This window comes from Roseibium sp. 10G30-5 (genome assembly GCF_055809635.1).
Map to the genome: position 1 here is coordinate 1,457,701 of NZ_CM147918.1, position 22,833 is coordinate 1,480,533.

Consider the following 22,833-nt stretch of genomic DNA (forward strand, 5'->3'; position numbering starts at 1 on the left):
CCAAAACCAGAAAGGGAACCGGAATGACAACATCCAAGTCCAAGCGTCCAACCGGAGGCATGACGGGCGAAGGCCTCAACCGACGCTCCTTCCTTGCCACCACAGCCGCAGCCGGCATGGCGCTTACTGCTTCTGGACTGCTTGTTCCGTCAAGTGCTTTTGCGGCTGACGAGCCGAAACACGGTGGACATTTGAAGCTGGGTCTCGACGGTGGTCAGTCGACCGACGTTCTCGATCCGGGCACCTATGCTGGTAGCGCCATGTTTGCTGTGGGTTACACGTGGGGCGATACCATTGTTGCCTCAGACCCCAAGTCCGGCGATCCGCTCCCCAACCTTGCAACGTCCCTGGACCTCCAGCGACGACGCCAAGGTCTGGACCTTCAAGATGCGCAAGGATGTCAAGTTCCACGACGGCTCCGCTTTCTCCGTCAAGGACGCTGTACAAACCCTGAAGCGCCACTCGGACAAAGCGTCCAAGTCGGCAGCACTCGGCTTGCTCAAGGACATAGAGAAGATTGAAGACAAAAACGGCGATCTTGTCCTGACCCTGAAGAACGGTAACGCCGACATGCCGTTGCTGCTGACGGACTACCATTTGCAGGTCCAGAAGAACGGCGGCATGGACAATCCGAACAGCGCCATAGGCACCGGCCCTTACAAGCTGGAGCATTTCGAGGCCGGCGTTCGCATCACCTTCACCAAAAACAAGGACGACTGGAACGACGCGCGCGGCTTTGTCGACAGTGTCGAGATCATCGTTATGAACGACAATACGGCCCGTATCGCCGCCCTGTCGTCCGGGCGTGTGCATTTCATCAACTCGCTCGATCCCAAGACGATGAAGCTGCTTGGCCGTGCTCCAACTGTGGAAACCATCTCGACCAAGGGCAAGGGCTTCTATTCCTTCCTGATGATGTCCGACATGGATCCCTTCACCAGCAACGACGTACGGACGGCTCTGAAATACGCCATCGACCGTCAGGGCATGCTGGATCGCATCCTCGGCGGCTATGGCTCCCTCGGCAATGATTACCCGGTCAACGACGCATATGCACTTGCCCCGACAGGCATTCCCCAGCGCGAATATGATCCCGACAAGGCTGCACATCTCATCAAGAAGGCTGGCCATACCGGGCCAATCGTCCTTCGCACTTCTGACGCAGCTTTCCCGGGCGCGGTCGATTCTTCCGTGCTCTTCCAGGCAAGCGCCAAGAAGGCCGGAATCGACATTCAGGTGAAGCGTGAACCGGCCGACGGCTACTGGTCAAACGTATGGAACAAGAAGGCATTCTGCGCTTCTTACTGGGGTGGCCGCGCCACACAGGACATCCGCTACACCACGACGCAGTTGTCAACCTCGACTTGGAATGACACCCATTTCAACGATCCGGACTTCGACAAGATGCTTCTGAAAGCGCGGGCCGAGACCAACCAGGACAAGCGCCGCAAGCTCTACCACGACATGGCTGTGACAGTGCGTGACAACTCCGGTCTCATCCTGCCAGTGTTCAACGACTACCTGAACGCCCGCTCGAAGAAACTTCAGGGCTGGATCGACGATGTTGGAAACGACCTCTCGAATGGTAAGATCGCCAGCCGCTGCTGGCTCGCAAGCTGATCAAGAAGGACAGGACAGATCGCGAGGCTCCACGGCATCGCGATCTGTCAACCAACCAGATGACCAACACAGTTTCCGAACCTTCAGATCCTGCGAAGCCCCCGAAGCCCGGTGTGCGGCAAATGCTGCGCAGCCGCTTCCCTTTGGCGGGCCGGATCCTCGAGCGCATCGTCCTTGGCCTGCTGCTGCTGTTTGCCAGTTCACTGCTGATCTTTGGCGGCATCGAAGCCCTGCCCGGTGATTTTGCAACGACCTATCTCGGTCAATCGGCCACCCCGCAGGCGGTTGCCAACATCCGCAAGGAGTTGGGCCTCAACAAGCCTGTCACGACCCGTTATATCGAGTGGGTGGGAGATGTGGTTCAAGGCGACTTCGGCAAATCCTGGGCCAGCGGCCAATCCGTCAGCAAACAGATTGGCCACCGACTTGGCAATTCCTTGCTGTTGGCCGGGTGTGCGGCGATCATTGCCATTCCTCTTGCCATCATCCTGGGCCTTTTCGCGGTGCTTTACCGCGACCGTTTTCCCGACAAGCTGATCAATATCCTGTCGTTGGCGGCGGTCTCCCTGCCCGAGTTTTTCATCGCCTACCTGCTGATCCTGTTTTTCGTGGTCAAGCATCCGGTCGCCGCTTTCCCGGCAACCGTTTATGACGGCATGTCCATCTGGGAAAAGCTGCATACGATCGTCTTGCCCGTGGCAACGCTGGTGCTCGTGGTGCTGGGCTACATGATGCGCATGACACGCGCTGCCATCATCGGCGTCATGTCCTCGGCCTATATGGAAACCGCCGAACTCAAGGGCCTCGGCGCGATGCGAGCGATCATCCGCCATGCCGCGCCTAATGCGCTGGCTCCGATCATCAATGTCGTCGCCCTCAATCTGGCTTACCTGATCGTCGGTGTCGTCGTTGTAGAAGTGGTGTTCGTCTATCCCGGCATGGGCCAGTACATGGTCGATGCCGTGACCGTACGTGACCTGCCTGTTGTTCAGGCCTGTGGCCTGATCTTCTCGGCCATTTACATCACGCTCAACATGATCGCCGACATTCTGGCCATTCTTGCAAACCCGCGTCTGAGGCATCCTCGATGAACCTGAAATCCATCCCCATTTCTGCGTGGATCGGCATGACGGGTATCCTGATTGCTTTTGTCTGCGCCCTTTTTGCCCCCTGGATTGCACCTTACGGCGAAACCCAGGTGGTTGGCGACGTCTGGGCTCCCGCCAGTGCCCAACACTGGTTCGGCCTCGACAATCTGGGCCGCGATCTTCTCTCCCGGTTGATCTACGGCGCCCGAACCACGCTGTTTGTCGCAATCTGCTCGACGCTTCTGTCGTTCTCGATTGGCATTGTTCTCAGCTTTACCGCCGCCGTCACTCGCGGCAGGGTCGACGCTGGACTGTCGCGTCTCAATGACCTGATGATGTCGATCCCAACCCTGATTTTCGCGCTGATCGTTCTGGCCGCTTTGCCGCAGAACATGACGACGCTGATCATCGTCATGGCGGTGCTCGATTCCACCCGCGTGTTTCGTCTCGGACGCGCCGTGGCGCTGGATGTTGCGGTGATGGACTTCGTTGAAGCCGCCAAGCTGCGCGGGGAAGGCACGATGTGGATTATCTTCCGCGAAATCCTGCCGAACACTCTGACGCCGCTTTTGGCGGAACTCGGCATGCGGCTGGCCTTCGCCATCCTGTTCATCTCCACCCTGTCGTTTCTCGGCCTTGGCATCCAACCGCCCACGGCGGATTGGGGCGGCATGGTGAAGGACAACAAGGACGGTATTATTTTCGGCATCCCGGCGGCGCTGGTGCCCGGCGCTACCATTGCCGTGCTGACCATCTGCATCAACCTGGTCGTTGACTGGCTGTTGAAGCGAACCTCCAGCCTGAAGGGAGGCCGTGGCGATGCCTGAGGACACTGCAAAGACAAACAAGCACATGCTGTCGGTCCGCAACCTTCAGATCGGGGCGATGACCTATCCGCCCGGCGAACGTCCGCGCAAGATTGAGATCGTCAAGGACGTCAGCTTTGATCTGGAACGCGGCAAGGTACTCGGGCTTATCGGCGAAAGCGGTGCGGGAAAATCGACCATCGGCCTGGCGCCCCTCGCGTATGGCCGAGGCGGTGTCGAGATCACGGGCGGCGAAGTGCTGCTTGATGGCGAAGACATTCTGAAGCTCGGTAAATCCGGCATCCGAAGCATTCGCGGAGCGCGCGTCTGCTACGTGTCACAATCGGCAGCCGCCTCGTTCAACCCTGCCCACAAACTGGGAAATCAAGTGATTGAGGCCACCGTGCGGCATGGCATTCTAAGCCGCTCGGAGGCACGCAAGAAGGCAGAACACATGTTCCGCGTTCTCGGCCTGCCTGACCCTGAAACCTTTGGCAACCGCTTTCCGCATCAGGTCTCCGGCGGCCAGTTGCAGAGGGCCATGACTGCAATGGCCCTGTGTTCCGATCCGGAACTGATCATCTTCGACGAACCAACGACGGCGCTCGATGTGACCACGCAGATCGATGTGCTGGCGGCCATCAAGCACGCTATCGAGGAAACCGGCACGTCGGCGTTGTATATCACCCATGACCTCGCGGTGGTCGCTCAGGTGTCCGACGATATCATGGTGCTGCGCGACGGCGAGACCGTGGAATATGGCAGCGTGCAGAAGATCATCGAAAATCCGGATGCGGAGTACACACGCGCCTTGGTCAATGTACGCTCGATCAAACACGCGGAAGCTGAAGATCAGTCGCAGCACTATTTCGAGATGACCAACATTGATGCCGCCTACAGCGGGGCCAAGCAGGTGCTCTTCGATGTCTCTCTGCATGTTCCCAAGGGGCAAACACTGGCCATCGTCGGCGAATCCGGCTCCGGGAAATCAACGCTTGCGCGCGTTGCGACCGGCCTGCTGCCTCAAACCGGTGGCCATGTGCGGTTCGATGGCGAAACCTTGCCGCCAGAGTTGAAGAAGCGCAACCGCGACCAGCTTCGCCGCCTGCAACTTATCTACCAGATGGCAGATACGGCGATGAACCCGCGCCAGACCGTCGGCAAGATCATCGGTCGTGCACTAACGTTCTACCACGGCACACGCGGAGCAGCCCGCAAGGCACAAGTGAAGGATCTGCTCGACCAGATCGAACTGGGCGACGGCTATGTCGACCGCTATCCGGCGGAACTCTCGGGTGGGCAGAAGCAACGTGTTGCGATTGCGCGCGCTCTTGCGGCCAATCCGGAACTGATCATCTGCGACGAGCCGACATCAGCTCTCGACCCCTTGGTCGCCGATGGCATCTTGAAGCTGTTGTTGAGCCTGCAAAAAGAAAAGCAGCTTTCTTATGTCTTCATCACCCATGACATCGCCATTGTCCGCGCCATCGCCGATAGTGTCGCCGTCATGTATCAGGGCCAACTCGTCCGCTTCGGGCCAAAATCCGACGTGCTCTCGCCGCCCTTCGATGACTATACGGACCTACTGCTGAAGTCGGTCCCGGAAATGAAGCTCGGCTGGCTGGAAAACGTTCTGGCAAGCCGACGCATCACAAGCGCGGGCAACTGATCCGCGAACCGCCCCCTATCACGCGTCAGGCCGCAACGGTCTGGCGCAACACTCCCCCGAATACAAAAGGTACATGGCCATGTCTCAACACGGCTTCACCACCTCTGAAGACCAGTACATCACCCTGAAAGATGGGACGAAGCTGGCCACCCGGATCTGGATGCCCGACACCGCAGCATCAACGCCTGTTCCAACCGTTCTGGAATTTTTGCCCTACCGCAAGCGTGGGGGCACGGATGCACGTGACGAATCGACCTACCCCGTATTCGCACAGGCGGGCATTGCAGGGATTCGCGTCGACATTCGCGGCTCGGGTGAATCCGAAGGCGTCATTGATGGCGAATACACCGAGCGTGAGCTTTCCGATGCCTGCGAAGTGCTGGAATGGATCGCCGAACAGCCCTGGTCAAATGGCAATGTCGGCATGATGGGTATCTCCGCAGGGTGGCTTCAACTGCCTTCAGGTCGCAGCCCTCAAGCCGCCGCAGCTCAAGGCCGTCTACTCGATGGCATCCACGGTTGATCGCTACAACGACGACATCCATTACAAGAATGGTACGCATCTTTACGCCAACCTGTCGTGGGCAGCCACGATGCTGGCCTATCAGTCCCGTACGCCCGATCCGGCACTGGTTGGCGAGCAATGGAAAGAGATGTGGCTGGAGCGGCTCGAAAACGAACCCTATTTCATGGAAGAGTGGCTCGACCATCAGCGTCGGGATGCCTTCTGGGAGCACGGCTCGATCTGCGAAGACTTTGACAGCTTCCCCATCCCTGCCATGGTTGTGGCCGGTTGGGCAGATGGCTATCGCAACACGCCCCTGAAGGCGGTTGAAGGCATGCCAGGCAAAGCCAAGGCGCTGATCGGCCCATGGGTCCATAAGTACCCGCACTTCGCCTGGCCAAAGCCGCGGACCGACTTCCACGACGAGGCCATCAAATGGTGGAACCGCTGGCTGCGCGACGAAGAGAATGGCGCGGAAGACATACCGCAGGTGCGGGCTTATATTCTCGACGGGCCAAAGCCAGCTCTGCGCCGTGAGGCCGATCCGGGCTATTGGGTCGCCAAGCAGGAATGGACCACGCCGGATTTTGACAGGCTGACAATTTCGGCCAATGGCATCTTGAACAGCGCAGGCGACGCAAAAGGTGTTGGCCCGCGCTTCATCCGGTCGCCCCTCGACACCGGCATTGCGTCGGGTGAGTGGTTTACGCTCAAGCCCGATGCCGAAATGGCGGGCGACCAGCGCATCGACGACGGCGGCTCGCTGGTGTTTGAGACAGCCCCTTTGAGCGAAGAAGCGGTGTACCTCGGTACGCCCACAATAACGATGACCGTCACCTGCGAAGCCGACTGGGAAAACCTCGCCGTGCGCATCGTCGATGTCCACCCGGATGGCACCTCGACCCGGGCCTGTTACGGTGTACTCAATCTTGCACACCGCGATAGCAATGCCCTGCCGAGCGCCTTGGAAAAAGGTGTCTCTACGCCGATCACCATGGCGTTGGACGCCATGGGCTACCGATTCCAACCAGGACATCGCATCCGTGTGTCGATCTCGACCTCCTATTGGCCGCTGATCCTGCCATCACCGGATGCCCCCGGCCTGACCATCGACACGGCCTCCATCTCGGTAGCCCTGCCGAAGCTCGGCGCACATGAGCGCATCGACATTGCAGAGCCTGAGAACCAGAACCCCCTGCCCGTCTATACCGAGCTGGAGGCCGGTGAGACCCGGCGCCGGGTAGAAAGGGACATGCAGAACGGGCTGACCCATTATCGCATTTATGAGGACACGGGCCTGAGTGAACACCCCGACACCGGCCTGCGATCGCAGGAGATCCGCGATGAAGATTGGGCGATTTCGCCGCAGGATCCGCATTCGATGACCGGGACAATCCATTGGATGTCGCGCAAGCAGCGCGCCAATGGCTGGGAAGTGACCACGTGCACCATTTCAACACTGGAGTGCACCCGCGACACATGGACCACGACCGCAAAGGTGACCGCTTACGAAGGCGATACGGAAATCTATAGCCGCAACTTCGAAAAAGTGGTCAAACGCGATTTCATGTAAACGCCTGCTGTTTACCATCTTCGCAAGTTTCAAGGCCTCGTCGGCAGACCGCTGACGGGGCTTTTTATTTGCAAACCCCCGGAAACACGCGCTTCATCCGCGGTGCTCGGCCCTAATGAGCCAGCACTCACCAGGGTCGGACCGGGAACCCAGTCGGGTTCCGAGAGTTTGCCTCACAACGGGCCTTGAGCCCGACGAATTTCGCTTGTCGAGGAAAGGCTGACCATGGAGACGCGCTCTACTTCATCATTCAGTGAGTTGTTGTCTGAGCTCATGCGAGAGCTTGGAAAATTATTGCGCATGGAAATCGCCCTCGCCAAGGCGGAGACGACAGAACAACTGATCAAAGCCAGCACCGGTCTTGGACTGTGCATTGTGGCCTTCATTTTTGTGGGGGCAGCCGTTCTCAGCTTCCTGGGCGCCGCGATCGCTGGACTGGTTACGGCCGCAGGTTTGCCCCTCTGGGGTGCGGCCCTTTGCGTTGGTGGCTGTGCCGTTGTCGTTGCCCTGCTGCTTTCCTGGATCGGCATAACCAAACTCAAGAACGTGCGTCTGGTCCCGGAACGCGCGGAAGCTCAGGTCCGTAAGGATGCCGCAAAACTCAAAGAGGTTCTGCGATGAAATCACAAGGGGTTACCGACTTGGAACGTGAAATCGAAGACCAACGCCGGAAAGTCGCCGATGTCGCCGACGAGATGGAACAGCGGCTGTCGCCAGAAGAACTGACTGCGTCCGTCAAGAAGGTCGTGACATCACCGCAGGCCAAGGAAATCTGGAGATCGACGCAGGAAACGCTGCGCAAGAACCCGGTTGCCAGCACTCTTGCGGGCCTGGCCGCAGGATACCTGCTGTATCAGGGGTTTGTCTCTTACTCAGCCCGCAAGCAAACAGCTGACGTTCTGACTGAAGAAGACCGCGAACGCCTTGACGCAGCAGTTGAAGCATTTGATCCGGCACCTCCAAATAAAAAAACAACCCCGGAACCAATGTAAGATTGCATCATTTACATAACAGATCGAACATAAAGGGGCATGAGATGACCTCAGGATACAAGTACGAAGATAAAACAACACAAGAAGACTTCGACGATCTGAAAAACACTGCCTACACGGAAGCATCTGCCTTAGGCGAGACACTTCGCAAGGAATTCTATTCTTGCGTTGCTGCTCAACAGGCAACGGCAGCTCAGACACTGTCCGAGGTTGCGGCATCCCTGCGAGATACACAAATCTCCGAGGACGGTTCGCCGACATTCACACTGGCAACGACGCTGAAGTACCCACTTGCGGACATGATTGAAATTTCCGCACGCAAGGTCAGCCAGGCCGACGCAGAAGAAACTCTGCAACAGGCCAAGGCCGCCGCCGCCAAGCATCCCGCTGCACTGGCCATTGGCGCCGCAGCGATCGGTTTCCTGGCTGCTCGTTTTCTGACGGCAAGCCAGACAGGAAAGGATACAGAAGAATGACTCCGGCTAAGTCCAGACCCTCAAAACTCAACCCTGAAACAATGAAGAGCGTTAAAAGCGAGGCTATCATGAAAAGCACCAATTCAAACGTGCGCGAATTCAAGAAGCAGGCCAAGCAGCGGACCCGTCATGCAACGAGCAAGGTTGCCGACAGCGCCGAACGTGGCACAGCTCAGATGCGGGATTTCGCGCGTCAGACAAGCCGCAAGGCATCCGATCTCGCACATGATGCGCGCGACACCGCAGAGCAGACGTACCGTGACGGTGTCGCCCGCGGCAAGAAGGCTTATGATACAAGCACGCGCCGCACAGCCGATTTCGCCCGTGAACATCCCTTCGCCGTGGGCGCTATGGGCTTGATTGCCGGCTTCGCACTCGGCGCACTTCTGCCGCGCACCAGCCGTGAAGATGCGGCCATGGGGTCCCAGCGCGACGAATTGCTGCACAAGGCCAGCGAAAAGGGCCGTGAAGCTCTAAAGACCGGCCGCAAGAAGGCAGAAGAATTCGTTGATGATACCGAGAACGAATTGGATCAGGCTGAGCAGGACATTTCCGACGATCTGGATGAAGCACTTGAGGAGACTTTCCCCGCAAGTGACCCAATCACTCCGTCGCGTGTGACAAGCTTCGACGACTGACACCAGCCACATCAGTGAGCTTGTGAAAATGTTTTGAAGGCCGAGACGCAATGCGTCCCGGCCTTTGATGTATCTGGCATCCGCTACTCGCAACACCAGTGAATGCGATTAACTGCAATGATACTGGTTCTCTCGGCAATCCACGCGTCGTCTCTCTCGGCATCAACAAAAACAGCACGAGACAAATACAGCGCTCTTTGCTGCAGGCGGCTGCCCACTCCGTCTCACTCCAGGCGCGGGCGCGCCGGAAGGCCTTGATGTTGTTGTACGTGGCCACGGCCATACGTCTGCGATGCGAACGAGCACAGCGTTTCACTTGGCCATCATCTGGGCGGGACGAAAAGAGTGATCCTTTCAAACACACGCCTGAAGAAATCTCCCATTTCACCCGGCATGATCATCTCATGTCTGGTCTTGAGCAACAAAAAGGGCGAGCAGAAAACCGCTCGCCCTATTGCGAAAATCATAAAGTCGCGTGACCAACCTCAAGGTCCGACGCCCTCATTCAGTTGCTCTAGAAACGACAGGAATTCTCCACCAAGTTTCTTGCTTTCCAGCGCATCAAGAAAATGCCGCGCCCACCAATTAACATCCTCATCCTGAACGGATTTCAAAAGCGCCGCGTGACGTTCCTGCCGTTCATCCAGAGGCATTCTGAGAGCCTCAACGATACAGCCCGTCATCTGATCGATGTCATAAGGATTGGCGATAAGGGCATGGTCGCCCATCTGTTCGACCGCGCCAGCGAAATTCGACAGGATCAGCACACTCTAGGTCTTTTGGATCCTGTGCGGCGACATATTCCTTGGCAACCAAGTTCATGCCATCAGCAAGGGGCGTCACAAGACCGACGACAGCCTTGCGCAACAAACCACTGAGGCGCTGGCGCGGCACAGAGCGATAGATGTACTGGATCGGCGTATAATCAATGTCAGCAAACTGGCCGTTGATCTCACCCGACAGGCTTTCAAGTTCCTCACGAATATCCCTGTAAGCCTTGACGTTTTCACGCGTCGGCTGGGCAATCTGCAAATAGGTGACTTTCCCGCGAAAGTCTTCTTCCGTCTTCAGCAAGTGTCGAAAAGCCTGAAAGCGCTGTGGCAAACCTTTTGAGTAATCAAGCCGCTCGGCTCCGATAATCAGAGGACGCTCTGGCGAGCGCGGATTGTCTTTCACCGCCTCTGCTGCAGTTTCGGTGAACCCCTTCGCCTCGATGCCGATGGGAAAGCTTTTGACATCAACACTGCGATGACCATAACGCACGGTTCCATCCATCAGGAAGGTGCTGCCGGGGAACTGTCGAAAAACCTCGAGGGCGGACGCTACATCGCGTTGAGTCTGCAAACCAACGAGATCGAAATTAGACAACCAGCCAGCGAACTCACGCATGTTCGACAAGGCACCAATGTTGGCAGCTGATGGAAATGGAATATGCAGGAAGAACCCGATAGGGTTGTGAACACCGTTGGCACGCAGAGAAGCTGCGAGCGGCAACAGATGATAATCATGCACCCAGATCACATCATCATGGCGAAGATCTGCGGCAATGGCCTTTGCAATCTTGTCATTGACGCTTTTGTAAGCCGTCAGATAATTGGGTACAAATTCGATCAGATCAGTTCGTCCATGGCATAATGGCCACAGAACAGAGTTGGCAAACCCGAGATAATAATCATCATATTCTGCATCGGGCACAGACACGCTCAACCGATCAAATGGACCGCCTGGATGTGAGCGCACGGTAAAGCCTTCGCCCTGTTCGACAAGAGCTCCCTGCGATGCCTTGCCTTCTGCATCGGACAAAACGCCGACCCAAACGCCGCCACTGGCTTCCATCGTATCCTGAAGGGCGACAACCAGTCCGCCGGACGGGTTCGCTCCCAGCGGCATCCTGTTCGCGAGCACAACCAAGCGCGACATGCACGTTCTCCTTATTTGTCTTAGTGGATGAGACAATACAAATCAGAAATATTGCACCGCACAGTAAACGCATCAAAAGGCACGAGGTTCCTCTGTTTTGCCCTTGCAAGATTTCCAAACGCCGAGACTTTTCGAGCATGGAAACCGATGAAGTTGCTTGGTTATGAAGGGAACCAGGTTCAAAGGCATGCGTTGATATATCAGCCAAGCAAACAGACGGGAAACAAGCCAAAATGGCTGGTTTCCTGAGTTTATGGAGGCGTCAGACTGTTTCGACCCCGTCTGTCTCCCGAGTTCGCTCATGTGCTTCAAACAGCAGGAATGAGAGATCAACCGGAGAGTGAAAAATCTGTTTCATGTCTCGTCGGGCGAGGACAGTGATCTTTTTGACCGCCAGAACAAAACGCACGCCACGCCTTTTCGAAAGAGCCTAGCCGATTGACCCAACCCAGCAAACAGGAGAGCCGAAAATGACATCCGCAGAAGTTCTCAAGGTCCGCACAAAAGACGATCAGGATCTCCACACCGGCATTGACACCGAGGCCCGCGAGCAGCTTGCCAAGCATCTCTCAACGATCCTGACGGATACTTATCTGCTTGTGCTGAAGTCGCATCTTTATCACTGGAACGTTGTCGGCCCCTTGTTCAAGTCGATCCACGAACTGACGGAAGAGCATTACGAAGACCTGTTCTCGGCTGCCGATGTTATCGCCGAGCGGATTCGCGCCCTCGGACATCCGGCACCGGTGAACATGAACAACATCACACTGAACCTGGGCACGCTCTCGTCCAATGGCACAAGCCCGGACGCCCTGCACATGATCCGCGACCTCGTCGACAGCCACGAACGCATTTCCGCAAAGATGCGAGATGTCGCCAAGTATGCTGGCGACAATCATGACTTGGTAACTGAAGATATGTTGACGGCCCGCCTGACCTTCCATGAAAAGGCATCTTGGATGTTGCGCGCAATCATTACAGAGTAATACTCAATGCAGGAGGGTGGTGATTCTTCACCTGCCCTCCTGCATAAGGCGGGTTAGAGAATTCATCACATTTTCGTGATATGTCTCTGTGCAGAAACCTCGAAATCAGATTTACAATACCATGCCAAGGCCAAACACATTTGCAGGGTTCACAAACCCATCTGCGGTTCTGTCAGATGACCTTTTGACCAAGACGCAAAAAGAAACAGCACTGAAAAGCTGGCGGGCAACATGCATGCGAATGAAACATCATGCTCTGACCCATCAGGACCGACAGAAGACCCTGATTGATGAGATTGATCGGTGCCTGAGTGAACTGGTCTCCAATGAGCGAAGCCATTAAAGGTCAAACGCTTCCCAAGCGCTTGAACAGATAAGTCTGTTCTGTTCATCCAGATCTGTCGCAATGAGGCTCCTTTCAAGCACCTCAAGGTCGCGACCGCGAAGATTGCGCACACACCGTGAGCCAATGATTACGCCTGCGCGATAATCAATTTATTTGGCGACAATGGTCTTGTCCGGAAAAACAATCTCGCAGCGCAAGCCTTCGGGCCGAAAGTCCATATCAACAGTGCCTCCCAGAGACGGTCCCACGGAATTTTGCAGCAAGACACTACCAAAACCGGATCTCTCCGGTGCACTCACTGACGGACCGCCGGTTTCCTCCCAGATCAAACGCACTGAATCACCTTCGTGGACCCAACTGATCTGCAAATGCCCATCCAGATTGGACAACGAGCCATATTTCGTCGCGTTGGTCGTCAGCTCATGCAAACCCAACCCCAGATTCTGTGCTGTATCTGCGGACACCTGCATCGTGTCTCCCTTGATGGTGATACGATCACTATAGGTGTCCAGCGTTTGCGCCAGTTGCGCGCGCACCAGCTCGCCGATCTCCGCCCCAACCCATGAATGCGATACCAGCAAGTCATGCGATGCGGCCATGGCTTGTAACCTGGCTGAGAATTTGCGCACGAAATCGTCTTTGTCCACGGTGCGTGCTGCCGTCTGACGTGCCATCGCCTGAATGACAGCCAACAAATTCTTGGAACGATGCGTCAGCTCACGCATGACAACGCGCATCTGGCGCTCATGGCGGCGGCGATCAGACAGATCAATGGCAGTGCCAAGCAAGCCAACCACCTCACCATCCACCGACAGCTTAGGGTCCAGTTTGATGGACAGATAGGTAGAATTTCCTATGTCGAGACCAAGCTCAACATCAAAGGATACAGGCTCTCCTGTCTCCAGAACATGCTTCTTCGGTGATACGATCTTGAAACGATCATCGCCGTCAAAAATCTCATAGTCAGATTTACCGATCAACTCCTCGTCGTCCTGAACGATCGAGGCATTCACCGCGCCAACGTAGCGCAAGTTCATGTCCTGCTCGAAAATCGAGGTAGGAGATCCCATCAAGACCCGTTCAAAGCGCTGGTTGGCCTCCGCAATTTGGGCAGCCATTGCGGCCAAACGAACCTCGAAAAAATTCTTCTCCGTCAGATCGACAATGGTTGCAAACAGGCCATCGATTTCATGGCGCGTATTACGGGTCGGTTGAATGCGAAGTTCGGCATGGATTTCCTGAGAATCTGCCGTCACCCAGGTGATTTCACAGGAACAGGTGGCCCCTTCCTTCAGCACCTTTTGCTTCATGGCGCGAATGTCAGAGGTGTCATAGCGCGCCAGCATTTTTTCGTTCACGGCCCGAGCGCTGCTGCCTTCGCCATTGCCGCTGAAAAGCGGGCTATAGATCCAGGTGTATTTTAGCTCACGGTTCTGAATGAAGGCGCAGATGTTGGAATCAAGCAAGGTATTGGAAAGCACATTGCTGAAACGCTCACGGTCCTTTTCACCTTTCCGAAGATACTCCAGAACTTTGGGGGTTCGAAACACAACCCACAGTGAGACAATCAATGCCGTGCAGGACGCAATAAAAACCAGATCGTTCAGCCAATCGAGAGGGGCGTCAACGGCATGATGCAGAACAGCCCGCATCGGAAATGCCGCCGTCAACAGGATCGAGGCGACATAACCAAGCGTACTATACCGGAAAAGATACTCTGCTCTTGGCCACCACCGCAAAAACAGCACAGCCGAGACGGCCAGTGCGATCGCGGAAACGACAAAAAACAACCCCGAAAGCAGAACGAGATCCAAGAGAATTCACCAATCAAGAAGCGAGGGCATTTCGGAAACAGGCCCTTTGAAAAAGCCCGTATTCAGATGCATGCATGTATCAGACAGAAAATGCAAAGTCGCCCGAGCAATACTGACTAAAACACGCAAGCTCTTGCCCGTTCGCGCATAGTTCTGACAAATCGCACAGACTTGCTTGCGACCAGAACACTCCGTTCCACGCAAGCAAGAACTGAAACCGTCAAGCCGCCTTGCGATTGCCTTGTCATGTCCTGAGAGAGGATCGCTGACATCAACAATCGCAAGGCAAAACAGGCTTCATCAAGCTATGCTCGCCCCACGCGCACCAAACAGTATCAAATGCACATCAGGCGAGCAGTTTTGCACGAACATCAAGCAGCTTCCGAAGACGCCGCCTTGAAGAACAAAGCCTGCGAAATAGCAGCTTTGACCGTATTCGGGTCGAACGGCTTGGTGATCAGGAAGGTCGGCTCAGGCCGCTCCCCCGTCAACAGGCGTTCAGGGAAGGATGTGATAAAGATCACCGGAACTTCGAATTCACCGAGGATCTCCTTCACTGCATCGATGCCGGACGAGCCATCTGCCAACTGGATATCGGCAAGAACGAGACCCGGACGTTCGCGACGTGCTGCATCAACAGCCTCGCCTGCAGTGCGGGCGACAGCGGTGACACGGTGCTCAAGTCCATTGACGATGTCAGCCAGGTCCATCGAGATCAACGGCTCATCTTCAATGATCAGCACGTCCGTGCGTGTCTGGCGATCAATTTCATCAATCGCTTCCTGAATGAAGCTACGCACTTCATCCTCGCTGCGATTGATGATCATGGCAGCTTCTTCCGTGCGAAAGCCTTCAAGCGTCGTCAGAAGCAATGTCTGACGGCTTTCCGGCGTCATGGCAAGAAGTCGCTGGCGTGCGGTTTGCTCGAAAATCGAAATGGCATTTTCCGAGACAAGCTGAGGCATCGCTGCTGCGTTCCACAAAGCATGGAACAAACGATAGAGCCCGATCTTTACTCCACCTGTGATGTCGAACGATGTCGGGTCCGAGACCAGAGCTTGAAGGCAGGCGCGTACATGCGCATCACCGCTGGACTGAGACCCTGCCAACGCACGCGCGTAGCGTCTCAGGTAGGGCAGATGCGGAGCAATCTCTTGGGCTAAACTTCCAGACATTACTATAATCCCTTTTCCGTCTTTTTTATAAGCCGGGGCACATATGAACCGCCCCCACTTCGCGCTCTTTGTGCATGAGCTTTCAACGGTAAACAGCACGCTCTAAAAAAAGTTCCCGCCACGTAGGAACTTTCTCATCTTTTCGTCGTTTATTCCCAAACACGAAGATAAATAAGCATCTCAGGTCAGAGCAGGTACCGCTGTTTTCGCCTAAGAGATTTAGGAGCTAAGATGGCCAACAAGGGACAGGAAAAAGACGCACGTCTTGCCGGCGGCGTCATTACCCCCCACTCATTAGGAGAAACGAGGGAAGACTGGATCGGGAACCAGCTCAAGCGCATCTATGATGAAGCGCTGCTGGAAGATATTCCTGACGATATGCTCAGCATCTTGACCGAACTTGATACCAAATCCGTAAAATCCGGATCCAACGAAGAGGATTCAAGGTGAGCGAAAGCACATTTAAAACGGATCTTGTTCAGGCGATACCGTCTTTGCGCGCGTTTGCCCGATCACTCTCCGGTAACAAAGACAGGGCCGACGATCTGGTGCAGGAAACCCTTGCCAAAGCGATCGCCAATCGGGCGCGCTTTACCGAGGGGACCAACCTTAAGGCTTGGCTGATCACCATCCTGCGCAACCAGTACTATACCGAAGGCCGCAAACGTCAGCGTGAAGTCGCTGATTCTGATGGAGATCATGCAGCAGGCTTAACCGCAAAGCCGCAGCAAAGCGGTCATCTGGAAATGCGTGACTTCCTAAATGCCCTGCAGTGTCTGCCTGAAGACCAGCGCGAGGCATTGGTTCTGATCGGAGCAAGCGGTTTCTCCTATGAAGAAGCGGCTGAAATTCTCGGAACACGCGTCGGCACCATTAAAAGCCGTGTTTCCAGAGCTCGAATGCGGCTCGAAGAACTCATGAATGGTACCGAAGAGTTCAAACGCGATGAAGCTGCTGTTGCAGCATCTGCCGAGATGCTCAACAAGGCTTTGTCAACGCACTACCGCTGACGGGCACTCAAACCAAAAATGGAAAAGAATTCGAGAGATGGCTTAGTCTCTCGTATCAGGTCTGGCTTAGCTCCAGATGATTGTGCACCAACCTCATCGACCACCAAGTTTCGGAGGCCGTGATCCTCATCCAAAAAAAGAGGACACGGCCTTCCGGCATTTCCTCGTAGCCACATCGAGGTCTTTATGCTTGAAGCGAAACAGAACCGCGAGTTGAATCAGCACTGCACGGGACATTCCTGATGGACCAGGCGCCCGGTGAATTTTCTCTGATGGTCAAGCTCAATCGTTTGACGCGCGATTTCATGTTCATCCCGATGGCCTTTGCTGCCGTGGGAGCGTTTATCGGCCTGTTCACCCCAATGGTGAACGATATCTCTGCAGTATCGCACGTCCTCCAACAAATCCCGACCCTGGACATCAGCCCGGACGGAGCTCGTTCTGTTCTGTCAACAATTGCTGGTGCCATGATGTCGGTGCTCAGCCTTGTATACTCGCTGACACTGGTCGTCTTCACGCTGGCGGCTGGCAACATCGGACCGCGTCTGCTTGAGACCTTTACCGACAATCGCGTCAACCAGGTCACTGTCGGCCTGCTCGGGGCTACTTTTCTTTACTCTCTCGTGACGCTTTATCAGATTGACGACAATTCAACGCCGCATCTGAGCGTGGTCATCGGCATTCTTCTGGCCGCAGCAAGTTTGTTCTGGCTTATTTATTTCGTCAATGACGTGGCGCAACGCATCATGGTCGACAATGAGATCGGCCGCGTTCAAAAATCCTTGCGGGCCTCCATCGATCACTTGATGCGCGATGATCCAGAACAGAATGACAATGAGCGCGCTGCAATTCCAGGATCACGATATACACTGATCAACAGCCTGCAAGCTGGTTACATTACGTCTATCGATGGCGACAAACTGGCCCAGCATGCCCAAAAAGCAGATGGCTTTATCGAAGTACTTGTGAATCCAGGCATGTACATCATTCCCGGTCAACCAATCATGCGCGCCTACGGCGGCACTGCCGATCTCGTCAAGACGCGGCACCTCACCGCCTGCGTCCAATGCGCTTATGCCCGCGCACCCGATGGCGACATTCGCTTTGCAGTTCATCTGAACGTTGAAATTGCGCTGAGAGCTCTTTCCCCCGGCATCAATGACAGCTACACGGCCATCAGTTCGATCGATCATCTATCGGCATCGCTGGCACAGATCGTCCAACGTGGAGCAGTCTCGGCCCTGGTTCTGGATGGGAATGACATTCCTCGTGTCTGGCTGAACCGGCTGCACGTCCACGACATGCTTTCAGCTGCACTTGACCCGCTTCGCGAAGCGGCCAAGCGAAATGTTCTGGTGTCCCACCATTTGATCGAGGCACTCGGACGAATGGCCATTGTGGCATTGCCAGGCTATCTGCCGGTGCTACATCGGCACGTCCTTGCCCTTGCCGAAGATGTGAATGCCTCCATTACCAGCCGCACCGATCGCAAGGCGCTTGCAGCCTCGTTTCGTCGAACGCACGCCCATTTTTCACTCAAGACATTCAGCTAAGTAGTTTTGAATTTTTTTAAGTAAAAGAATAAAATAAAAGGCTCTTCGGATTTCTCCGAAAGAGCCTTTTTTAGTCACTCAAGCTGGCGATGTGCTGACCGTCAGGCGCGTCCGCGCACAAGGTGCATGATTGCAGAGATCACGAAGAGAACGATCGCAACGAAGAAAATCAACTTGGCAATTCCGATTGCCGTACCGGCGATCCCACCAAACCCGAGAACTGCGGCGATCAAGGCCACAACAAGGAAAAACAGAGCCCAAGAAAGCATAACTAATCTCCAGAAAGCGTATATTGATATGCAATAAACTATTCACCTCGAAAGGCGTTCCCATTCGTTTCCAAAATTTCTAAAAAGAAAGAACATATATAAATAGACGCGCATATTTTCCCAGAAAAGAGTCTTTTCTTAAAATTCCCGGAACCGTTTTCACTCTCCTCACGTTTGATAGTCGAAGGTTTCTTCCGTCCTCATACTAAGGAGTGACATCATGGAATATGGGATTTTAGGTCTGATTATCGTCATTGCCGATCTTTATGCGGTGATCAAGACCATTGGCAGCGGCGAAAGCGCGGGTGCCAAAATTCTTTGGATTCTGGGCATCATCATCTTTCCGGTTGCAGGCTTCATTGTCTGGCTGTTTGTCGGCCCGCGCGGTCACGCCACTGCCAGACTTTAAGTAAAAAATTCGGAACGAATGAAAGTCTCAGTCGTTTTCAAAATAAAAATATAAAAACCTGACTCACGAAAGAAGGAGTAAATAAATATGCTGCGCTCTGTACTTACAACAACAGCTCTGATGACCGTTCTGGCCTTGCCGGCTGGATATGCAAATGCCGCATCCTCGAACGCCTCTCAGGATAACTAAGGCTCAGACACAGACCATGAAGAAGCAGGATGCTTCCAAGGGTCAGGATGCTACCATGAAGGCCGATGCCGACATGAAGGGCGACAATGCCAAGCCTGACAACAACCTTTATTCGGTCGATGTGAAGACGATTGATGCCGTCAATGGACGTGGCGTCTTGGCTTCAAATCTGATTGGCAAGGACATCTACACGTCCAACAAAAAAGACGCCAAGGAAATTGGCGACGTCAACGACCTGCTGATTGACCAGAATGGCAAAATCGGTGCCGTGGTTGTCGGTGTTGGTGGTTTCTTGGGCATGGGCGAAAAAGATGTGGCCATTGGCTTCAAGCGCCTGAAGATGAACAAGGCCGACGATGATACCATCCGCATCACGTCTGACGTGACCAAAAAGGAACTCCAGAGCGCTCAGGCTTACAAGCGCCCTGACAACGTTCCTGGCTGGATGAGCATGTCTTCTGCAAAGCAGGGCATGGATAATGCCAAGGACGGCGCCAAGACGGCCTATAACAAGACCAAGGAAGGCGCTAAGGACGCATACGACAGCGCAAGCAAGTCGGTTGCCTCCGCAACGTCCAGCATGAAGTCCGATAACGACGACATGAAGTCTGACGATCAGACCCAGGCGAAGGCCGACATGAAGTCCGATGACCAGACGCAAGCCAATGCGTCGATGAGCGGCAAGGCTCAGGGTAACATGGACAAGGGCACCATGAATGGCACCGCCCAGGCCAAGATGGACGCCCAGACCAAGAACCAGCAGACCGCTGATGCTTCCAAGGATCAGAGCGACTGGCCGAAGGACGTCACCATGCTCACCACCGACTCGGTCTCTTCTGACCAGATGATGGGTGCAACGGTCTATGACGTGAACGGCAAGGAAGTTGGCTCGGTCAGCGAACTGATCATGAAGCCGAAGGGCCAGGTTGACGCAGTGATCGTTGACGTTGGTGGTTTCCTCGGCCTTGGTGCAAAGCCGGTCGCGATCAGCATTGATGCACTTGGCATCTACAAGGAAAAAGATGGCAACGACATCGACATCAAGGCAAAGGTCAGCGACGCACAGCTTCACAATGTGACGCCTTACGACGCCAAGACCTTCAAGTCGAACCGTGATAAGATGCTCATCGACGGCAAGGACGCTCAGTAAGCGCCCTTGAAGACAAACTCTCCACAAAGAGTTGGCCCCACCCATCTTTTGATGGGTGGGGCTTTTTTGTTTGCGACCATGGAAGAAGCACAAGTCCATGCAGATCTTGCTGGTCAGCAAGGCCTTAAAGCTCAGCCTTCGCGGTTTTCAGGTCAGCCCATCAAGCACTGCGGCGGCGTCCTCCGCTTGTTTGCGATCTCGAATGCGCAGGATCATCTGGAAAAAGTTGCGCGCCACCGGCGTCGCAACACGGTCCGTCTGGGCGATCAGCGCATAGGGCGAGAGGTGAATATCATGATCCACAGCAACATAGGCCACCCGCGCCTGCCCCACGGGCGTCTGCACAAAAAAATCGGCCACGGGCGCTGCCAGAGCTGTCAAGGCATTGCTCTGTGTTACCGCAATCAGCGTCAGCAACATCGAGCTTGTGCTGACGACACGACCGGGCGGGGGCAATCCCCGTTCACGCAAATGAGCGCCGACGGAACTCCGAAGCATGGCCCCTTCCGGCTGCAGGACCCAGTCATAGCCAAGGCAATCGTGTAAAGTTACACCCTCTCCCATGCGCACCAGAGGATGTTCCGCCCGCGCCACAATCCGCACAGGTTCCTTATCCAGATAGGTGACATCAAAGCGCGCTGCTTCAACGTCGCGGGTCAGCCGCCCAATAAAGAAATCAATTTCCCCCGCCTCCAGAGCGGCCAACAGAACATCACTCGTGGCCACATCGACACTGACATTGACGTCCGGATAGGTCAGTCGCGTCTGACGGATTGCCGGCAACACATAGTCGACCGCAGCACCTGTGACAGCTCCGACCCGAACACGCCCCGCCAGACCGCTTTTCAGGTTGAGCAGTTCGCGATCCACCTCGTCCAGTTCGCGCAGAACGACATTGGCCCGATCTGCCAGACGTTGGCCGTAGACCGTCAGCGCCATTCCACGACCACTGCGTTCTGCAAGCTTCATCCCGGTAATGCGCTCTGCCTCACTCAAAAGACGAGAGGCTGCCGGCTGTGAGGTTGCCAGACTGTCGGCGGCCCGGCTGAGACTCCCCTCACGACCAAGCGCATGCACAAGGCGCAAATGCGCCAGCCGTAAGCCATGGCGCACAAGTCGCCCGTCCTGCGTCATCTCCGGCGTGGCAAATCGGTCGCTATTGGCGGCACCATTGTCAAATTTATCCAGAGTTTTGTCCGTCATACGTCCCTTCCCAATCAAGGGTCGTCGCGCCCTTTCAATCAAAATCATATCAGTTTTGATATAGTATGATCATGAAACAGAATTTGATTGATATAAGTTTTTCCTCTTACGCTGCGTGCGTTTGAACTAAGGCAGGAGGAGGTTCGTGCGTTTGCACGAGGCGTCGGGTTCATTCACGGCCTGTCGCAAGCAGGTGTAATCGGATCGCCGCGACGAGATATTGCCGCGCGGCCCTTGGGAGGGAAAAATGAAATTTATCAAGACAATGATGACTGCTGTCGCCCTGTCGCTGTCGGTCACCGCAGCCCCGGCATTTGCTGATGGTCTTGTGGGCATTTCCATGCCAACGAAATCGTCGGCCCGCTGGATTTCTGACGGCAACTCGATGGTCAAACAATTTGAAGCTGCAGGTTATAAAACAGATCTTCAGTATGCTGAAGATGACATCCCAAACCAGATCGCTCAGATCGAAAATATGATCCTCAAGGGCGTCAATGTTCTGGTTATTGCCTCGATTGATGGCAGCACATTAAGCACGACACTGAACCTTGCCCATGACGAAGGCATCAAGGTCATTGCCTATGATCGACTGATCCGCGACACCAAGAACGTCGATTATTACGCCACCTTTGATAATTTCAAGGTCGGCGTGCTGCAGGCAGATTCACTGGTCAAAGGTCTCAAGGACCGTTTCGGCGATGGCCCCTATAACGTCGAACTTTTCGGCGGCTCCCCAGACGATAACAACGCCTACTTCTTTTACAATGGCGCCATGTCCGTTTTGCAGCCGATGATTGACGCCGGCAAGATCAACATCGTCTCCGGACAGATGGGGATGGACAAGATCGGCACCTTGCGGTGGGACGGTGCGGTTGCGCAGTCGCGCATGGATAATCTGCTGAGCGCCTACTACACGAGCAAGAAAATCCAGGGCGTACTGTCCCCCTATGACGGCCTGTCCATTGGCATTCTGTCATCTCTCAAGGGGGTAGGATATGGCTCCGGCGATCTCAAAATGCCGATTGTGACGGGTCAGGATGCTGAAATTCCATCAATCAAGTCGATCCTCGCCGACGAGCAATATTCAACCATCTTCAAGGATACCCGCAAGCTGGCCGGTGTCACGGTCGGGATGGTCAATGCGCTTCTCGGTGGTAAAACGCCGAAAATCAACGACACCAAAACCTATAACAATGGCGTCAAAGTCGTGCCATCCTACCTGCTTGAGCCGGTCCAGGTTGACAAGAACAACTGGGAAAAAGTGCTGATCGAGAGCGGTTACTACAAGAAAGACCAGATCCAGTAACCCACTCCCGCATCCCTTGACGGAGGGCGTGCATTCACATGCCCTCCACATCTCGAAAAGTCAGGTCCCGTCCCTCCTCTTTGCCAGTCGTTCGGCAAGCTCGGCAGACCCGAGGGCGGCACTCATAAGGGCAACT

The 22,833-nt window shown here is 55.1% G+C and carries 20 protein-coding genes and 2 pseudogenes; 16 read left to right on the top strand and 6 right to left on the bottom strand.

Going from position 1 to position 22,833, the window contains the following annotated elements:
• Positions 1-23: 23 nt before the first annotated feature.
• The 9 genes and pseudogenes from AC0L7U_RS07445 to AC0L7U_RS07485 all read left to right on the top strand — a co-directional run bounded on the left by AC0L7U_RS07445 (position 24) and on the right by AC0L7U_RS07485 (position 9,367).
• Positions 24-1,620 (top strand): annotated as a pseudogene (locus AC0L7U_RS07445) (ABC transporter substrate-binding protein).
• A 59-nt stretch (positions 1,621-1,679) separates the two neighbouring features.
• Positions 1,680-2,711, top strand: a complete 1,032-nt coding sequence (locus AC0L7U_RS07450) for an ABC transporter permease (RefSeq protein WP_473695008.1) — start codon at positions 1,680-1,682, stop codon at positions 2,709-2,711.
• Positions 2,708-3,535, top strand: a complete 828-nt coding sequence (locus AC0L7U_RS07455; RefSeq protein WP_473695010.1) for an ABC transporter permease — start codon at positions 2,708-2,710, stop codon at positions 3,533-3,535. Before AC0L7U_RS07450 ends, AC0L7U_RS07455 begins: the two co-directional genes overlap by 4 nt.
• 25 nt (positions 3,536-3,560) lie before the next feature.
• Complete coding sequence (locus AC0L7U_RS07460) at positions 3,561-5,183, top strand: ABC transporter ATP-binding protein (protein WP_473695699.1); 1,623 nt, start codon at positions 3,561-3,563, stop codon at positions 5,181-5,183.
• Between the two features lie 79 nt (positions 5,184-5,262).
• A pseudogene (locus AC0L7U_RS07465) lies at positions 5,263-7,261 on the top strand (CocE/NonD family hydrolase).
• Positions 7,262-7,486: 225 nt separating this feature from the next.
• Positions 7,487-7,882, top strand: a complete 396-nt coding sequence (locus AC0L7U_RS07470; protein ID WP_473695012.1) for a phage holin family protein — start codon at positions 7,487-7,489, stop codon at positions 7,880-7,882.
• A complete protein-coding gene (locus AC0L7U_RS07475; RefSeq protein WP_473695013.1) occupies positions 7,879-8,253 on the top strand; it encodes a hypothetical protein in 375 nt (124 codons plus the stop codon). Before AC0L7U_RS07470 ends, AC0L7U_RS07475 begins: the two co-directional genes overlap by 4 nt.
• A 44-nt stretch (positions 8,254-8,297) precedes the next feature.
• The gene (locus AC0L7U_RS07480) at positions 8,298-8,729 is read left to right on the top strand and encodes a hypothetical protein (RefSeq protein WP_473695015.1); all 432 of its coding nucleotides are present in this window, start codon (positions 8,298-8,300) and stop codon (positions 8,727-8,729) included.
• Between the two features lie 68 nt (positions 8,730-8,797).
• On the top strand, positions 8,798-9,367 hold the full coding sequence (locus AC0L7U_RS07485) for a hypothetical protein (RefSeq protein ID WP_473695017.1): 570 nt from the start codon (positions 8,798-8,800) through the stop codon (positions 9,365-9,367).
• A gap of 485 nt (positions 9,368-9,852) precedes the next feature.
• On the opposite strand, the gene AC0L7U_RS07490 is transcribed toward AC0L7U_RS07485, so the two are convergent.
• Positions 9,853-10,095 (bottom strand): trehalose-6-phosphate synthase, encoded by a 243-nt coding sequence (locus AC0L7U_RS07490; RefSeq protein WP_473695019.1) that lies wholly within the window; start codon positions 10,093-10,095, stop codon positions 9,853-9,855.
• Complete coding sequence (locus AC0L7U_RS07495; protein ID WP_473695021.1) at positions 10,061-11,287, bottom strand: alpha,alpha-trehalose-phosphate synthase (UDP-forming); 1,227 nt, start codon at positions 11,285-11,287, stop codon at positions 10,061-10,063. Before AC0L7U_RS07495 ends, AC0L7U_RS07490 begins: the two co-directional genes overlap by 35 nt.
• A gap of 470 nt (positions 11,288-11,757) precedes the next feature.
• On the opposite strand from AC0L7U_RS07495, the gene AC0L7U_RS07500 reads away from it, so the two are divergent.
• Positions 11,758-12,273 carry a Dps family protein gene (locus tag AC0L7U_RS07500; protein ID WP_473695023.1) on the top strand — a complete coding sequence of 172 codons (516 nt, stop codon included), beginning with the start codon at positions 11,758-11,760 and terminating at the stop codon, positions 12,271-12,273.
• Between the two features lie 495 nt (positions 12,274-12,768).
• Here AC0L7U_RS07500 and AC0L7U_RS07505 read toward each other — a convergent pair whose 3' ends face one another.
• Together AC0L7U_RS07505 and AC0L7U_RS07510 are read right to left on the bottom strand one after the other, a co-directional pair.
• A complete protein-coding gene (locus tag AC0L7U_RS07505; protein WP_473695025.1) occupies positions 12,769-14,433 on the bottom strand; it encodes a sensor histidine kinase in 1,665 nt (554 codons plus the stop codon).
• A 371-nt stretch (positions 14,434-14,804) separates the two neighbouring features.
• Entirely contained in the window at positions 14,805-15,608 is an 804-nt protein-coding gene (locus tag AC0L7U_RS07510) for a response regulator (RefSeq protein ID WP_473695027.1), read from the bottom strand.
• A 231-nt stretch (positions 15,609-15,839) separates the two neighbouring features.
• Here AC0L7U_RS07510 and AC0L7U_RS07515 point away from each other — a divergent pair, with 231 nt between their 5' ends.
• The 3 genes from AC0L7U_RS07515 (at position 15,840) to AC0L7U_RS07525 (ending at position 18,171) form a co-directional block, all read left to right on the top strand.
• Positions 15,840-16,058 carry a NepR family anti-sigma factor gene (locus tag AC0L7U_RS07515; protein ID WP_473695029.1) on the top strand — a complete coding sequence of 73 codons (219 nt, stop codon included), beginning with the start codon at positions 15,840-15,842 and terminating at the stop codon, positions 16,056-16,058.
• Positions 16,055-16,618, top strand: a complete 564-nt coding sequence (locus tag AC0L7U_RS07520) for a sigma-70 family RNA polymerase sigma factor (RefSeq protein WP_473695031.1) — start codon at positions 16,055-16,057, stop codon at positions 16,616-16,618. The genes AC0L7U_RS07515 and AC0L7U_RS07520 overlap by 4 nt, the downstream gene beginning before the upstream one ends.
• A 242-nt stretch (positions 16,619-16,860) precedes the next feature.
• Positions 16,861-18,171 (top strand): DUF2254 domain-containing protein, encoded by a 1,311-nt coding sequence (locus AC0L7U_RS07525; RefSeq protein ID WP_473695033.1) that lies wholly within the window; start codon positions 16,861-16,863, stop codon positions 18,169-18,171.
• Positions 18,172-18,272: 101 nt separating this feature from the next.
• Here the strand turns inward: AC0L7U_RS07525 and AC0L7U_RS07530 are convergent, their stop codons facing one another.
• Positions 18,273-18,440, bottom strand: coding sequence for a DUF1328 domain-containing protein (locus AC0L7U_RS07530; RefSeq protein ID WP_473695035.1), 168 nt, complete (start codon positions 18,438-18,440; stop codon positions 18,273-18,275).
• Positions 18,441-18,660: 220 nt separating this feature from the next.
• Between AC0L7U_RS07530 and AC0L7U_RS07535 the strand changes: the two genes are divergently transcribed.
• Both AC0L7U_RS07535 and AC0L7U_RS07540 read left to right on the top strand, forming a co-directional pair.
• Complete coding sequence (locus AC0L7U_RS07535; RefSeq protein WP_473695037.1) at positions 18,661-18,849, top strand: PLD nuclease N-terminal domain-containing protein; 189 nt, start codon at positions 18,661-18,663, stop codon at positions 18,847-18,849.
• A gap of 205 nt (positions 18,850-19,054) precedes the next feature.
• Positions 19,055-20,188 carry a PRC-barrel domain-containing protein gene (locus AC0L7U_RS07540; protein WP_473695039.1) on the top strand — a complete coding sequence of 378 codons (1,134 nt, stop codon included), beginning with the start codon at positions 19,055-19,057 and terminating at the stop codon, positions 20,186-20,188.
• Positions 20,189-20,335: 147 nt separating this feature from the next.
• Here the strand turns inward: AC0L7U_RS07540 and AC0L7U_RS07545 are convergent, their stop codons facing one another.
• Positions 20,336-21,391 (bottom strand): LysR family transcriptional regulator, encoded by a 1,056-nt coding sequence (locus AC0L7U_RS07545; RefSeq protein WP_473695041.1) that lies wholly within the window; start codon positions 21,389-21,391, stop codon positions 20,336-20,338.
• A gap of 247 nt (positions 21,392-21,638) precedes the next feature.
• On the opposite strand from AC0L7U_RS07545, the gene chvE reads away from it, so the two are divergent.
• The gene (gene chvE, locus AC0L7U_RS07550; RefSeq protein ID WP_473695043.1) at positions 21,639-22,697 is read left to right on the top strand and encodes a multiple monosaccharide ABC transporter substrate-binding protein; all 1,059 of its coding nucleotides are present in this window, start codon (positions 21,639-21,641) and stop codon (positions 22,695-22,697) included.
• Positions 22,698-22,833 lie beyond the last annotated feature (136 nt).

Coding starts and splice junctions, on each gene's coding strand:
- AC0L7U_RS07455 (WP_473695010.1), top strand. CDS start 2,708: ATGAACCTGAAATCCATCCCCATTTCTGCGTGGATCGGCATGACGGGT.
- AC0L7U_RS07500 (WP_473695023.1), top strand. CDS start 11,758: ATGACATCCGCAGAAGTTCTCAAGGTCCGCACAAAAGACGATCAGGAT.
- AC0L7U_RS07480 (WP_473695015.1), top strand. CDS start 8,298: ATGACCTCAGGATACAAGTACGAAGATAAAACAACACAAGAAGACTTC.
- chvE (WP_473695043.1), top strand. CDS start 21,639: ATGAAATTTATCAAGACAATGATGACTGCTGTCGCCCTGTCGCTGTCG.
- AC0L7U_RS07545 (WP_473695041.1), bottom strand. CDS start 21,391: ATGACGGACAAAACTCTGGATAAATTTGACAATGGTGCCGCCAATAGC.
- AC0L7U_RS07540 (WP_473695039.1), top strand. CDS start 19,055: ATGAAGAAGCAGGATGCTTCCAAGGGTCAGGATGCTACCATGAAGGCC.
- AC0L7U_RS07475 (WP_473695013.1), top strand. CDS start 7,879: ATGAAATCACAAGGGGTTACCGACTTGGAACGTGAAATCGAAGACCAA.
- AC0L7U_RS07470 (WP_473695012.1), top strand. CDS start 7,487: ATGGAGACGCGCTCTACTTCATCATTCAGTGAGTTGTTGTCTGAGCTC.
- AC0L7U_RS07495 (WP_473695021.1), bottom strand. CDS start 11,287: ATGTCGCGCTTGGTTGTGCTCGCGAACAGGATGCCGCTGGGAGCGAAC.
- AC0L7U_RS07535 (WP_473695037.1), top strand. CDS start 18,661: ATGGAATATGGGATTTTAGGTCTGATTATCGTCATTGCCGATCTTTAT.
- AC0L7U_RS07460 (WP_473695699.1), top strand. CDS start 3,561: ATGCTGTCGGTCCGCAACCTTCAGATCGGGGCGATGACCTATCCGCCC.
- AC0L7U_RS07525 (WP_473695033.1), top strand. CDS start 16,861: ATGGACCAGGCGCCCGGTGAATTTTCTCTGATGGTCAAGCTCAATCGT.
- AC0L7U_RS07530 (WP_473695035.1), bottom strand. CDS start 18,440: ATGCTTTCTTGGGCTCTGTTTTTCCTTGTTGTGGCCTTGATCGCCGCA.
- AC0L7U_RS07450 (WP_473695008.1), top strand. CDS start 1,680: ATGACCAACACAGTTTCCGAACCTTCAGATCCTGCGAAGCCCCCGAAG.
- AC0L7U_RS07515 (WP_473695029.1), top strand. CDS start 15,840: ATGGCCAACAAGGGACAGGAAAAAGACGCACGTCTTGCCGGCGGCGTC.
- AC0L7U_RS07485 (WP_473695017.1), top strand. CDS start 8,798: ATGAAAAGCACCAATTCAAACGTGCGCGAATTCAAGAAGCAGGCCAAG.
- AC0L7U_RS07510 (WP_473695027.1), bottom strand. CDS start 15,608: ATGTCTGGAAGTTTAGCCCAAGAGATTGCTCCGCATCTGCCCTACCTG.
- AC0L7U_RS07490 (WP_473695019.1), bottom strand. CDS start 10,095: ATGGGCGACCATGCCCTTATCGCCAATCCTTATGACATCGATCAGATG.